General features: G+C 73.9%; 11 protein-coding genes and 1 pseudogene. 5 read left to right on the top strand and 7 right to left on the bottom strand.

Annotated features, from left to right (window positions below):
- A complete protein-coding gene (gene pulA / locus ACH4DX_RS17515; RefSeq protein WP_398155726.1) occupies positions 1 to 2,763 on the top strand; it encodes a pullulanase-type alpha-1,6-glucosidase in 2,763 nt (920 codons plus the stop codon).
- 227 nt (positions 2,764 to 2,990) lie between these two features.
- A complete protein-coding gene (locus ACH4DX_RS17510; protein WP_398155725.1) occupies positions 2,991 to 4,448 on the top strand; it encodes a rhodanese-like domain-containing protein in 1,458 nt (485 codons plus the stop codon).
- Between the two features lie 70 nt (positions 4,449 to 4,518).
- Here the strand turns inward: ACH4DX_RS17510 and ACH4DX_RS17505 are convergent, their stop codons facing one another.
- On the bottom strand, positions 4,519 to 4,800 hold the full coding sequence (locus ACH4DX_RS17505) for a metal-sensitive transcriptional regulator (protein ID WP_398118333.1): 282 nt from the start codon (positions 4,798 to 4,800) through the stop codon (positions 4,519 to 4,521).
- 88 nt (positions 4,801 to 4,888) lie between these two features.
- On the opposite strand from ACH4DX_RS17505, the gene ACH4DX_RS17500 reads away from it, so the two are divergent.
- A complete protein-coding gene (locus ACH4DX_RS17500; RefSeq protein WP_398155724.1) occupies positions 4,889 to 5,455 on the top strand; it encodes a rhodanese-like domain-containing protein in 567 nt (188 codons plus the stop codon).
- A gap of 53 nt (positions 5,456 to 5,508) precedes the next feature.
- Here the strand turns inward: ACH4DX_RS17500 and ACH4DX_RS17495 are convergent, their stop codons facing one another.
- The 3 genes from ACH4DX_RS17495 to ACH4DX_RS17485 all read right to left on the bottom strand — a co-directional run bounded on the left by ACH4DX_RS17495 (position 5,509) and on the right by ACH4DX_RS17485 (position 8,794).
- Positions 5,509 to 5,955 (bottom strand): protein phosphatase, encoded by a 447-nt coding sequence (locus tag ACH4DX_RS17495; protein ID WP_398155723.1) that lies wholly within the window; start codon positions 5,953 to 5,955, stop codon positions 5,509 to 5,511.
- 707 nt (positions 5,956 to 6,662) lie between these two features.
- Positions 6,663 to 7,457: a thioesterase II family protein gene (locus ACH4DX_RS17490; protein WP_398155722.1), complete on the bottom strand. Its 795-nt coding sequence runs from the start codon at positions 7,455 to 7,457 to the stop codon at positions 6,663 to 6,665.
- Positions 7,458 to 7,777: 320 nt separating this feature from the next.
- Positions 7,778 to 8,794 carry a DUF5954 family protein gene (locus tag ACH4DX_RS17485; protein WP_398155721.1) on the bottom strand — a complete coding sequence of 339 codons (1,017 nt, stop codon included), beginning with the start codon at positions 8,792 to 8,794 and terminating at the stop codon, positions 7,778 to 7,780.
- 183 nt (positions 8,795 to 8,977) lie between these two features.
- Here ACH4DX_RS17485 and cpt point away from each other — a divergent pair, with 183 nt between their 5' ends.
- Positions 8,978 to 9,511: a chloramphenicol phosphotransferase CPT gene (gene cpt / locus ACH4DX_RS17480; protein WP_398155720.1), complete on the top strand. Its 534-nt coding sequence runs from the start codon at positions 8,978 to 8,980 to the stop codon at positions 9,509 to 9,511.
- Positions 9,512 to 9,664: 153 nt separating this feature from the next.
- Here the strand turns inward: cpt and ACH4DX_RS17475 are convergent.
- Positions 9,665 to 10,006 (bottom strand): annotated as a pseudogene (locus ACH4DX_RS17475) (class I SAM-dependent methyltransferase); the annotation flags it as partial.
- Positions 10,007 to 10,171: 165 nt separating this feature from the next.
- A complete protein-coding gene (locus ACH4DX_RS17470) occupies positions 10,172 to 11,224 on the bottom strand; it encodes a helix-turn-helix domain-containing protein (RefSeq protein ID WP_398155719.1) in 1,053 nt (350 codons plus the stop codon).
- 162 nt (positions 11,225 to 11,386) lie between these two features.
- On the opposite strand from ACH4DX_RS17470, the gene ACH4DX_RS17465 reads away from it, so the two are divergent.
- On the top strand, positions 11,387 to 12,301 hold the full coding sequence (locus ACH4DX_RS17465; protein WP_398155718.1) for an NAD(P)-dependent oxidoreductase: 915 nt from the start codon (positions 11,387 to 11,389) through the stop codon (positions 12,299 to 12,301).
- A gap of 67 nt (positions 12,302 to 12,368) precedes the next feature.
- Here the strand turns inward: ACH4DX_RS17465 and ACH4DX_RS17460 are convergent, their stop codons facing one another.
- Positions 12,369 to 13,001: an RDD family protein gene (locus ACH4DX_RS17460; protein ID WP_398118349.1), complete on the bottom strand. Its 633-nt coding sequence runs from the start codon at positions 12,999 to 13,001 to the stop codon at positions 12,369 to 12,371.
- Positions 13,002 to 13,301: the final 300 nt, after the last annotated feature.

The raw sequence follows: 13,301 nt of genomic DNA, 5'->3' as shown, positions 1-13,301 counted from the left end.
ATGAGGCTGTCTTCCGCCTGCGGGTTCGTCGTGGCTGGTCGCGCCGTTCCCCGCGCCCCTTTGGGACGCTTCGTACGCCGTACCGCTGCCGCCGTGGCCCTGGTCCTGCTCGCCGCCGCCGTGCCCCTGGCGGGCGCGGTGGCGGCACCCGGAGCGACCACCCCCGCCCCCGCCGCCTCCGACCTCGGCAAGGCCGAGGCGCAGTGGATCGACCGCGACACCGTGGCCTGGAACACGGGCGGCGAACGCGCTTCCGCCGTCACGGAGTTGGCGTACGCGCGGGACGGCGGGATCGCCGTCGCGGGCGGTGGCCTCACCGGCGCGGCGCACCGCATCCGCCTCGCCCTGGTGCCCGGCGGCCTCACCGCCGCCCAGCGGGCGAGGTTCCCGCACCTGCGGGCCCACACCGCCTTCCGCGTCGACCCGCGTGACCGCGACCGCGTCCGCACGGCCCTCACCGGTCAGCTCGTCGCGGTGCACCGGGCGGCGGGAGGGGACCTGCGCGCCGCCACCGGCGTACAGACCCAGGGCGTCCTCGACGACCTCTACGCCACCGCCGCCACCGGGAAGCCGCTCGGCCCGACCTTCACCCGCGGCAGGCCCTCCCTCGCGGTGTGGGCGCCCACGGCCCGGGACGTCAGGATCGACATCGGCGGGCGCACCGTGCCGATGCGGCGGGACGCGGCCTCGGGCGTCTGGTCGGCGGCGGGGCCGAGGAGCTGGACGGGCGAGCCGTACCGCTACGTCGTCGAGGTCTGGGCGCCCAGCGTCCGCAAGGTCGTCACCAACAAGGTCACCGACCCCTACGCGACGGCCCTCACCACCGACTCGGCGCGGAGCCTGCTCGTCGACCTCGACGACCCGGAGCTCGCGCCGAAGGGGTGGCGGACGCTGCGCAAGCCGCCCGCGACCCCTCTGCGCGACGCGCGGATCCAGGAGCTGCACGTCCGGGACTTCTCCGTCGCCGACCGCACCTCCGACCACCCCGGCGGGTACCTGGCGTTCACGGACCGGAACTCCAAGGGCATGCGGCACCTGCGCGCCCTGGCCGGGGCCGGGACGTCGTACGTCCACCTGCTGCCCGTCTTCGACATCGGCACCGTCCCCGAGCGCGGGTCCGCCCAGGCGGAGCCGCCCTGCGACCTGGCCGCCCTCGCGCCCGACTCCGAGGAACAGCAGGCGTGCGTCGGCGAGGCGGCCGCCGAGGACGCCTACAACTGGGGCTACGACCCGCTGCACTACACCGTCCCGGAGGGCTCCTACGCGAGCGACCCCGAGGGCCCCCGCCGCACCGTCGAGTTCCGCAGGATGGTGCAAGGACTCAACGGTGCCGGGCTGCGCACGGTCATGGACGTCGTCTACAACCACACCGTCGCGAGCGGCCAGGCCGACAAGTCCGTCCTCGACAAGATCGTGCCCGGCTACTACCAGCGGCTGCTGGCGGACGGCAGCGTGGCCACGTCCACGTGCTGTGCGAACACCGCGCCCGAGAACGCCATGATGGGCAGGCTCGTCGTCGACTCCGTCGTCACCTGGGCCAAGCAGTACAAGGTCGACGGCTTCCGCTTCGACCTCATAGGCCACCACCCGAAGGCCAACGTCCTCGCCGTCCGCACGGCACTCGACGCCCTGACGCTCACGAAGGACGGGGTCGACGGCAAGCGGATCGTGCTCTACGGAGAGGGCTGGAACTTCGGGGAGATCGTCGACGACGCACGGTTTCAGCAGGCCACGCAGCACAACATGGCCGGCACCGGGATCGCGACCTTCTCCGACCGCGCCCGCGACGCCGTGCGCGGCGGCGGCCCCTTCGACGACGACCCGGGAGCGCAGGGCTTCGCCAGCGGCCTCTTCACCGACCCCAACGCCTCGCGGGCCAACGGCACGCCCGCCGAACAGAAGGCCCGGCTCCTGCACTACCAGGACCTGATCAAGGTCGGCCTCTCCGGCAACCTGGCGCGGTACGCCTTCACCGACTCCGCGGGCCGGCGGGTCACGGGTGCCGACGTCGACTACAACGGCGCCCCCGCGGGGTACGCCGACGCGCCCGGCGACGCGCTCGCGTACGCCGACGCCCACGACAACGAAACGCTCTACGACGCGCTGGCCTTCAAGCTCCCGCGCGGCACGACGGCGACCGACCGGGCCCGCATGCAGGTCCTCGCGTCGGCGACCGCGACGCTCTCGCAGGGCCCCGCCCTCTACCAAGCGGGCAGCGACCTGCTGCGGTCCAAGTCCCTGGACCGCAACTCCTACGACAGCGGCGACTGGTTCAACGCCCTCCACTGGGACTGCCGCGACGGCAACGGCTTCGGCCGCGGACTGCCGCCCGCCGCCGACAACGCGTCCAAGTGGCCCTACGGCAGACCCCTCCTCACCGACCCGGCGCTCGCCCCGGGCTGCGCGCAGATCGACGGTGCCGCCGCCGCGTACCGGGACCTGCTGCGGATACGGTCCACGGAGCCCGCGTTCTCCCTGGCGACCGCGGACCGGGTGCAGAAGGAACTGTCCTTCCCGCTCTCCGGGACCCCCGGCGAGACGCCCGGCGTGATCACGATGCGTCTCGGGCCGCTCGTGGTCGTCCTGAACGCGTCACCCCGGGAGCAGACCCAGCGCGTGGGGGCTCTCGCGGGCACCTCGTACGCGCTGCACCCCGTGCAGGCCCGGGGGGCCGATCCCGTCGTGCGGGCGGCCTCTTACGCGCGGGGCTCGGGGACCTTCGAGGTACCGGCGCGGACGGTCGCAGTGTTCAAGCGCGGCTGACGTCGACGCCCGGGGAACGTTGCTGACGCCGATGCCCGTGGGGCGTTGCTGACGCCGACGCCCACGGGACGTTCCGCACAATTTCGGCCAATGTGCGGCGACGGCCGGTGTCGAAAATACCCCCACGGGTATGGGGAAGGGTGCGGGGCCCCGGCTCCCGGGGGTACGCGACGCCCCCGGGAGCGCACCGCCACCCGGAGCGGGGCCCCTGGGAGAGGAGCGAAGCCGTGTTCTTCGTCGACACCCTCGAGACCACCGGCCTCGGCAACCGCAGCTACCTGGCCGGAGGCCCGGACACCGCCGTGGCCGTCGACCCGCCGCGCGACGTCGACCGGGTCCTGGCCGCGGCGCACCGGCGCGGGGTGCGGATCGGGTACGTCGCGGAGACCCACGTCCACAACGACTACGTGAGCGGCGCGCTCGACCTCGCCCGCATCACCGGGGCCCGCTGCCTCGTGCCCGTGGGCGCCGCCGTGTCGTTCCCGCACACGCCCGTGGCCGACGGCGACACGGTGCGCGTGGACGGGAACGGGGGCGAGGGCGGAGTCGTGGACGGTGGCGGAGACGTGGGCGGTGGCGGTGGCGACCGGGGCGTGGGCCTGCGGGCACTCGCCACTCCCGGGCACACCCCGCACCACACCTCGTACGTCCTGACGGACGGCGGCGTCGCCGTGGCCGCGTTCACCGGTGGTTCGCTGCTCATCGGCACGGTGGGGCGGCCCGATCTGGTCGAGCCGCGGCTCACCGAGTCGCTGGCCCGCGCCCAGCACGCCTCCGTGCGCCGGCTCGCCCGGGAACTCGACGACGCCGTGCCCGTGCTGCCCACGCACGGCTTCGGCAGCTTCTGCTCCGCGACGCGGTCCGACGGCGAGGCGACCACCATCGGCGCCGAGCGTACGGCCAACGCCGCGCTCACCCAGGACGTGGACGCCTTCGTGGCAGGCCTCCTCCCCGGCCTGGACGACGTGCCCGCCTACTACGCCCACATGGGCCCGGTCAACGCCGCGGGGCCCGCGCCCGTCGACCTGACCCCGCCGCGCCCCGCCGACGCCGAGGAGATCGCGGCGCGGCTCGCCGCCGGGGAGTGGGTGGTGGACCTGCGCGGCCGGGGCGCGTTCGCCGCCGGACACGTGGCGGGCAGCCTCAACTTCGAGGGCGACGGCATGCTCGCCACCTACCTGGCGTGGCTGATCCCCTGGGGCAGGCCGGTCACGCTGCTCGCGGCCACGCCCCGCGAACTCGCCGCCGCGCAACGGGAACTGGTGCGGGTCGGCATCGACCGCCCGGCGGCGGGCGCGACCGGCGGGCCCGCGTCCTGGCTGCGTGCGGGCGAGCGGCTCGCCTCCTTCCCGCGCGGTACGTTCACCGACCTCGCCGCGGCCCGCGAGGAACGGGACGACGTGGTGGTCCTCGACGTGCGCCGCGCCACCGAGCGCGCCTCCGCGCACGTCGGGGGATCCGCGCACCTGCCCCTGCACGTCCTGCACGGGCGGCAGGCCGAGGTGCCGGCCGGAGTGGTGTGGGTGCACTGCGGCAGCGGTCTGCGCGCGGCCGTCGCGGCGTCGGTGCTCGCCGCCGCGGGCCGTGACGTCGTCCTGGTCGACGACGACTTCGATCCGGAGACGACGGCCCGCGCCGGTCTTCCCGTCGTCGACGGCGACGGCCGCCCCCACGGCCCGGCGTGAGCCACCTCGCCCTCCCCCCGGTCGCCGGGGCGTGGACGGCCCCGTGCGCCCGGGCCCGGCCCGGGCCCCCTCACGCCAAGGACAGAAACAGCTTCTCCAGGCGGGCCCGCACCCGCTCGCGGTCGCCGCTCTCGGCGAGCTCCGTGTCGCTCAAGCAGTGCTGGAGGCCCGTGGCGATGATCGCGAACCCGGCCTTGTCCAAGGCGCGGGAGGCCGCGGCGAGTTGGGTGATGACGTCCTCGCAGTCCCGGCCCTCCTCGATCATCTTGATCACCCCGTTGATCTGGCCCTGGGCCCGGCGCAGCCGGTTGACCGCCGTCCTGAGCTCCTCGGCCGCCATCGTCAGTTCCACAGCTCGCTCCGTTGGTCGCCCCGCCCGGATACCCCTGCGGGTATCCTAGACGCTGTGGTGCCCCCACTGACCGAAGGAGGAAGTGTCCGTGCCGTCCCCCACCGCGCTGACCGCCGACCAAGCCCGCGCACGCCTGGCGGAGCTGTACGTCGTCGACGTCCGCACGCCCGGCGAGTTCGCCTCCGGCCACCTGCCGGGCGCCCACAACATCCCCCTGGACCGCCTCGCCGAAGCCCTGCCCGTCCTCAAGGCCGCAGCGACCCGCGACGACCTGCTGATGGTGTGCGCGTCGGGCACCCGCTCCGCCCAGGCCTGCGCGACCCTGGCCGGGCACGGCGTGCCCGCGGTCACCCTGGCCGGCGGGACCTCGGGCTGGACCGGGCGCGGCTACGACGTCGAACGGCCCGCGGGCGGCCGTGCGGTGTGGGCGATGGAGCGCCAGGTCCGCTTCGCCGCGGGCACCCTGGTCCTCCTCGGCCTGGTACTGGGCCTGCTGTGGCCGTACGCCCTGTGGCTCTCCGCCGCGGTCGCCGGCGGCCTGGTCTTCTCCGCGCTCACCGACACCTGCGGCATGGCGCGCGTCCTCGGCAGGCTCCCGCACAACCGGCCCAGGGACGCCGACCTGCACACCACCCTCGCCACCCTGTCGGACTGACGGCCGCCGTACCGCCCGCGCCGCGTCCTGCGCCTGCCCAGGCCGACGGGCCCTCAGTCGATGTTCGCGCCCGCGCGGAAGCCGCGGACGTAGCGGCGCTGCCACGGAGTCTCCACGGCCCGGCGGTGGTAGTGCGCGCGGACATAACCGACGGCTTCCCCGGCGGGCACGCCGTCGAGGACGGCGAGGCAGGCGAGAGCCGTCCCCGTGCGTCCGTAGCCGCCGCCGCAGGCGATCTCCACGCGCTCCGCCGCGGCCCGCTCCCAGGCCTCGCCGATGACCCCGCGCGCCTCCCGCCGGTCCGTGGGCAGCCAGAAGTCGGGCCAGCGCAACCACCGCGCCTGCCACGCGACCGGAGGCGGCTCCTTGCCCAGCAGGTACACGGCGAACCGGGGCTCGGGTCCCGGCGGCAGTGGTCGGCGCAGCCCCCGGCCCCGCACGAGGCGGCCGGACGGCAGCCGCATGACGCCCTCGGCGTCCTCACTCCAGGTAACGGCCATGCGGTCACCCTACGGCGGTGCGCGGCGGCGCCGGGGCGTTGCGCCATGGGCGTATCCACCGCGTCCGAGGTGCCCGGTGTACGTCGACGAGACGGCAGGTCGTACGCCGACGAGAGCAGCTGACGTACGCCGGTGCGGGCTCCGGCTGGACACCGGTGGCTGCAACTGCCCGTAAGACGCCGAACGCTGCCACGCCCTTTGCGCCTCAGAAGGCTTCACGAGCCAGCGGAGCGTCGAAGACTTCATCCGCGCGCAGAACAATGGCCATCGACTCCTAGCCGATAATCACCAGGTTCTAACGGAATCTTGACTTCGACAGGGCATATTGACAGACATGACAACCATGGTTCCCGTCTGCCCGTACTGCGGCCGGGTGGAATGCATCTGTCCGGCGGTGGCAGGCACCGCGACGGCGCGCTTCGAGCCGCGCCGCACGGCCACCGCCTCTGCGACGTGGGCGCACCGCTCCGTCGGCCCCGTCTTTGGCACCTCGACGCCGATCGCAGCGAGGAGGACGGGTTCGCTCTTGACCGCCTCGCGATGACCGGCGTCCGGTCGGGACCGGCGGGGCGCGCATGCCGTGCGGCGTCGTCGCGCCCCGTCAGGCCGGTGCCCGGCCTGTGTGCGCACCTGCGGGCGCGGACCGGGGTTCCGGACGCAGCAGAGGCCGGGCCGTCCCGCCGTCGCCGTCCCTGTGGTGCGGCCGTTCAGCCGGTCCGGGTGCCGAACATCGCCGACACGATCGGCTCCGCCTGGTCGACCAGGTAGAAGTGGTCACCGGGCAGCACCTGCGCGGTGAAGGCGCCGGTGGTCGCCTCGCGCCACGCCTCCACGTCCTCCGGACCCATCTCGGGGTCCTCGTCACCCGTGAAGACGCCGATGGGGCAGCGCAGGCGTGCCGTGAGGTCGGGGCGGTAGGTCTCGATCAGGCGGTAGTCGGCGCGTATCGGAGGCAGCACGATCTCGCGCATGTCGGGGTCGTCGAGGAGCTGCGGGTCGGTGCCGCCCATCTCCGTGATCTCGTCGACGAACAGGTCCTCCGGCAACAGGTGGAGCGTTCCGGTGTGCTGGCGGCGCGGCCCCTGCCTGCCGGAGGCGAAGACGTGCCGCGGCGCGGGCCCCGGGCCCGCCTCCAGGCGCAGGGCGATCTCCCACGCGAGCGCGGCCCCCATGCTGTGGCCGAAGAAGAGCAGTTCACGGCCGGGGGGCAGACCGGCCCTGAGCACGGCCGTGACGGCGTCGGCCAGCTCCGTCATCGTCCCCATGGGCCGCTCGGCGAACCGGTCCTGCCGCCCCGGGTACTGCACCGCGATCAGCTCCACGTCCAACGGCACGAGTCGCGCCCACGGGGCGAAGAAGGAAGCGGTGCCGCCCGCGTGCGGGAAGCACACCAGCGTGGTCCGCGCTCCCGGGCGCGGCTTGGGGCGGCGCAGCCAGCGGTCGGGGGACGAGGCCGGTCCGGCCCCGGCGTGCGGGGACGTCGTCTTCGGTTCGGTGGTCATCAGCACTCCGTCGAGCAGGTGGGCGGCCGGGCCGCGTTCGTGGGGTCGCCAGCGCGACGCAACCAGAAGCCGGGCGAGTGCCGCAACCCGGGAAGCGGTTCGAGCCGCACACCACATCAGTGTCCGCTACCCCGCGCCCGTGCCGCGTACGCATGATGTCCGGTCGCCCGGACGCGGAACGACCGCCGAGACGCGGAACGACCGCTCGGACGCGGAACGACCGCTCGGACGCGGAACGACCGCTCGGACGCGGAACGACCGCCGGGGAAACCGTCCGACATACCCTGCCGCACAGTCTTTTGCACCGCTGTCCGGGGCTTTCAGTCGTCGTAGTGGATGACGCCGTCCTCGTCCATCGTCGGGTGCAGCTTCATCGGCTCCGTCGTCTCGACGTCCGAGGGGCGGGCCGCCTCGGGGCCGTCGGCACCGATCCTGACCATGCGCTCCACCCGGCAGACGCGGAAGCACCGGTCGCGCACCATGACCTCGTTCGCGCGCCCGGCCGCCTTGAACTCGGCGGCGGCGCGCACGAAGTCGGCACGTTCGACGTCGTCGTACTCGTGCACCAGGGGCCAGATCTCCGTCATGCCGTGCACGAGGAGCCGGCGCGCGTCGTGCGGGGTCGGCATCAGCGCGCCGCGCGGCCGCCACCGCTCGCCCTTGCGCTCCGCCACGCCGAACGTGACGGGGAGCAGCACCACTTCCGGATAGTCCCGCACGGCCCGCCGGGAGTCCGCACGGAACGCCGCGGGGAAGTGGCCGCCGGTGTACGTGAACCCGCGCAGGGCGATCCGCAGCGCGCCCGCCATCAGACCTCCGGCACGGGCCGGGTCGAGCGCGAAGCCCTCGTCGTGCGAGGACGGGGAGGGGCGGTCGTCCCAGGACGCGTGGGCCGGTTCCGGATCGGTCGGGCGCGGCGGCTCGAGGCCGTCCGCACCGGCCCGCGCGAACTCGTCGCCGCGGATGACGCGGTAGCGCGTGCCGAGCACGGCGACCTCGTCGACCGGCTCGCACTCCAGGCGGGCCACGGCGTCGAGGAGGGCGCCCCGCTGCTCCCGGTCGTCGACCGAGTCCTTCGCCATGAACCACAGCAGCGAGTTGAGGCCGTCACGGGCCTGCTGGGGTGTGCCCTCCATGACGTCGCCGAGCAGCCGCCAGGGCTCCTCGCCCCCGGCCTTCTGGCAGGCGAGCCCGAAGACGGGGCCGCGCACCGCGAGTTGCGGGTACCGGTACGAGGCGTCCACCGCGTCGGCCTCGCTGACCCACGCCGCGGGGTCGTCGCGGCGTACGAGTTCGCTGTGCAGCGCGTCGATCTGCCGCTTCCAGTCATCAGGCATGTGCGCATTGTCGCCACCCGCGAACCCGTGGCAGGGGCCGCGTCACGCAAGAGCATGACGAAGTCGTCGAATGCGGGACGGGCGGCGCGGATGTGCCCTATAAGGCCACAGTGAACAGGGTCGCTGTGCAGCACGGGCAGAAATGCGCGGGCCCCCGCGGGCCCGCGCCCCTACGGTGGCGGCGTGCGCACTCAAGTGATCGTTCTGAACGGCGGATCGAGTTCGGGGAAGTCGGGCATCGCCCGGTGCCTCCAGGCCGTACTGCCCGAGCCCTGGCTCAGCTTCGGCGTCGACACCTTCGTCGACGCGCTGCCCGCGGCGATGCGGGCGTCGGACGCGGGCATCGAGTTCGCGGAGAACGGGGCGGTGACCGTCGGCGACGACTTCCGCACCCTCGAGGCGGCCTGGATCGAGGGCGTCGCCGCGATGGCGCGGGCGGGTGCGCGGGTGATCGTCGACGAGGTGTTCCTCGGCGGCGCGCAGTCGCAGCGGCGCTGGCGACGCGCCCTGGACGGCGTGCCCGTCCTCTGGGTCGGTGTCCGGTGCCCGGCGGGGGTCGCCGCCGGACGCGAGACCGCCCGCGGCGACCGGATCGCGGGCATGGCCGCGATCCAGGCGGACCTCGTCCACCAGGGCGTGCGGTACGACTTGGAGGTCGACACCGCCCACCACGAGGCGATCGCGTGCGCCAGGACGATCGCGGCGCACATCGGGTGAGCCCCGGTCCCGCTCAGGCGTACTGCGCCGCCCCGTTGCCCGGTGACCAGTCGAACCCGACTGGTTCTCGGTCGCGGTGACGAACTCGTTCCGCGGCTCGGCTCGGCTCGGCGTCGGCGCGCCGGGGCGTGGCGTGGCGTGGCGCCGGGACTGCTATCCGCGCGTGAACAGTGCCGTCCACAGGAACGGCTCGCCGAAGTGCGCGGACGCGGACGGCTCATCGCGCATGCGGCGCAGTTCGACCTCGGTCAGGTCGGCGAAGATCGCGCGCAGGGATTCTGGGGTGTAGGCGAGGCCGCCCCGGGGCCCGGGCGTCCGGTAGAAGTCCGCGTCCGGCAGCTCCGAACCCATGCCGCCCGCCGCGAAGCAGGTCAGGGCGTAGTGGCCGCCGGGTGCCAGGACCCGTTCCAGGAGTGCGAGGTAGCTGACGCGGCGGTGGGGCGGCAGGTGGTGGAAGCAGCCGGAGTCGTACACCAGGTCGTAGGGCCCGTCGAGCACGTCGGGGCCGAGAGGCCGACGTTAGCGTCGTGACCGGTGGAAGCCCAGGCCAGGAGGGGTACGGCGAAGGTACGGGCGGGCGTGTGCGCGGCGCCGGGAGCCGTCGGCGCGGAGGTGCTCGCCCCCCTGCTCCCCGGCCGTACCGGCCCCCGCCGGACGCCGTCACGGGGGCGTCGCGGGCGCCGCCGGAGCGGGTTTCCCGGCGGGTTCCCCGGGCTGGGGCGGAGTGGACCGCGGGAAGGCCTTGCGGTAGTCGCTGGGGGACACACCGACCTGCTTGAGGAAGTGGTGCCGGAGGTTGTTCGCCGTACCGAGGCCGCTCAGTTCGCCGACCTTCTCGACCGGCAGGCCGGTGGACTCCAGGAGGCTCTGGGCGCGGGCCAGGCGCTGGTTGAGGAGCCACTGGAGCGGGGTCGTGCCGGTGGCGGCCTGGAGCCTGCGGTGGAAGGTGCGCGGGCTCAGCACCGCACGGCGTGCCAGGTCCGCCACCGTCAGGGGCTGGTCGAGCCGCTCGCGCGCCCACTCCAGGACGGGGCTGAGGCCCGCGTCGTCCGTGGCGGGCACCGACAGGTCGATGAACTGGGCCTGTCCGCCGGGCCGGTGCGCGGGCACCACCATGCGGCGGGCGAGCTGGTTGGCGACGTGCGCGCCGAGGTCGCGGCGGACGAGGTGCAGGCACAGGTCGAGGCCCGCCGTCAGGCCGGCGCTGGTCAGCACGTCGCCGTCGTCCACGTACAGGACCGAGTCGTCGACCCGTACGCGCGGGTGGCGCGCGGCGAGCTGGGCGGTGTGCTGCCAGTGCGCGGTGGCCCTGCGCCCGTCGAGCAGCCCCGCAGCCGCGAGCGCGAACGCCCCGTTGCACAGGGACACCATGCGCGCGCCCGCCGCGTGGGCCTCCCGCAGCGCCTCGACGAGCCCCGGCGGCAGCGGCGCGCCCTTCTCGACGCAGGCGTCGGGCACCGAGGGCACGATGACGGTGTCCGCGCCCGCCAGGTCGCCGAGACCGTACGGGGTGCGCACCGAGAGGCCGAACGGCTCGCCCGCGCCGCCCGCTCCGGTCGATCCCGTGCCGCACAGCCGCAACTCGTACCAGGGGTCCGCCAGATCGGGCTGCGGCTTGCCGAACACCGTGCACGGAATGCTCAGTTCGTACAGGTCCCAGGAGGGGACCCCGATCTCCTCGGTCACGACCACCGCGACGGAACCAGCGCTCATGCGGCGAGAATACGGCGCCCGCGGGCATGGCAGGAATTTGGTGGCCGTCGTCAACGGTGTCACTGTCCGAGCCGTCGGCGCGTTGCGAAGGTGGTCCTCACGCGATCGACGCGATCAGTCGTCGTCGCAGGCCGAGCGAGGAGCAAGGACGCAGTGGACGCCGTGCGCGCAAGCAACGACACCGACGCAGTGAACACCGGACGACGTGTGCCCGTGACCGTCATCGGGCTCGGCAACATGGGCACGGCCCTGGCCGCCGCCTTCCTGGACCGCGGTCACCCGACCACGGTGTGGAACCGCTCGCCCGAGAAGGCGAAGGCGCTCGCCGAGCGCGGGGCGCGGGTGGCCGAGACGCCGACAGAAGCCGTGACCGCAAGCGAGTTGGTGATCGCCTGCGTGCTCGACCACGACGCGCTGCACACCGTCCTCGACCCGGTCGCGGGGCGGCTCGCGGGGCGCACCCTGGTGAACGTCACCTCGGGATCGCCGGACCAGGCCCGGGAGTTCAAGGGCTGGGCGGACGCCCACACCGTCGCCTATCTCGACGGCGCCGTCATGACGACGCCGCCCGGTGTCGGCAACCCGGACATGATGTTCCTGTACAGCGGCTCGGAGCAGGCCTTCCAGACGTACGAGGACAACTTGCGGGTGCTCGGGGATCCGCTGCACCTCGGCGCCGACGCGGGCGCGGCCTCGCTGTACGACGCGGCGCTGCTCGGCCTGATGTGGTCCGCGTTCACCGGGTGGCTGCACGGCACCGCGCTCGTCGGCGCCGACGAGGTGGCGGCCACCGACTTCACGGTGATCGCGAACCGCTGGCTCGGCGGCGCGGTGCGCGACTTCCTGACGCGGTACGCGGGGCAGGTGGACGAGGGCCGCTATCCCGGCGACGACGCGACCGTGGACGTACAGATCACCGCCATCGACCACCTGATCCACGCCGCGGCCGAACGGGGCGTCGACAACGCGCTGCCGCAGCTCCTGAAGGCCACCATGGAGCGGACGTCGGCCGCGGGGCACGGCGGAGACAGCTACGCGAGCGTGATCGAGGTCCTGCGGGGGAGCGCGGGAGCTTGAGCGGCCCGCCGGGTCCGGCGGCGCGCCGGGGCCCGCCCGGCCCGCCGCAGCTCGGCGGCCGGACCGATCACCAGCTCGTGAGGTCGGGGCGGGGCGGTAGCGCGGGCTCCGGTGGCGGCGTCGGCAGCACGGCGGGGACCACCGCGGCCACCGACGTGCCCGCCGTCCGGTCCGCGAGGGAGCGGGCGGAGGAGGACAGCACCGGAAGGGCGTTGAAGGCGAACAGGGCGACCGCCGCGAGCCAGCACACGACGGACAGGAAGACCCAGCCCTGCACCAGCATGCAGCACGCCAGCGCGTAGACGCCGACGTCGGCGGTCGTGGTGACGGCAGCCCGCAGCGCGGCGCGCGGCCCCGACCGGGGCGTGACGCGCAGCCCCATCAGGGCCTTGCCGAGGGTCCGGCCCGCGAAGTGCAGCGTGAGCCACTGGTACAGGAAGGTGAGGACCACCAGGGCGAGGAAGCCCTGCTGGACATAGCCGACGGCGTCCTGCCACAGCGAGTCGACGAGCTCGTCGGCGGCGCCCTGGGTGTCGCCCCTGGAGGTGATGAAGTGCCAACTGCCCTTCGCCACCAGCTCGGGTACGTCCGTGATGAGCGCCGCGATGCGGTTGAAGGTCAGGACGGCGAGGAGCCAGCCCGCCGCGACCACCAACCCGAAGTCGATGAGCCAGGCGCCGACTCGGCGTAACTTCGGCACAGATGTTCCCCCATGACTGCTTCCCCCCGGTCCGACAGCAGCACGGTAGCAACCCCGACGCGCGGTCACACGCCTTCTCCTGAGACAGCCGGTTCCGGCCATCGCCGATGTCCGCCGCGTCGGCGGCTTTCGGCCACTGTCATTTTCCGTGACTCGACGACGACGGCACGTCACCGCGGACCTGCCGTGCGCGCGGGAGCCCCTACGGGTTGTCTCGTCCTCCTCGCGGGCCTGCCGGGGCGGGGGAGCGGGGCATGGGCGGTGTCCGTATCATCCCGATTCTGCAATCAGAAGCGCGGC

The organism is Streptomyces sp. NPDC017940, assembly GCF_044328435.1.
Classification (GTDB): Bacteria; Actinomycetota; Actinomycetes; order Streptomycetales; family Streptomycetaceae; genus Streptomyces.
This window is presented reverse-complemented; position numbering and strand designations above follow the sequence as displayed.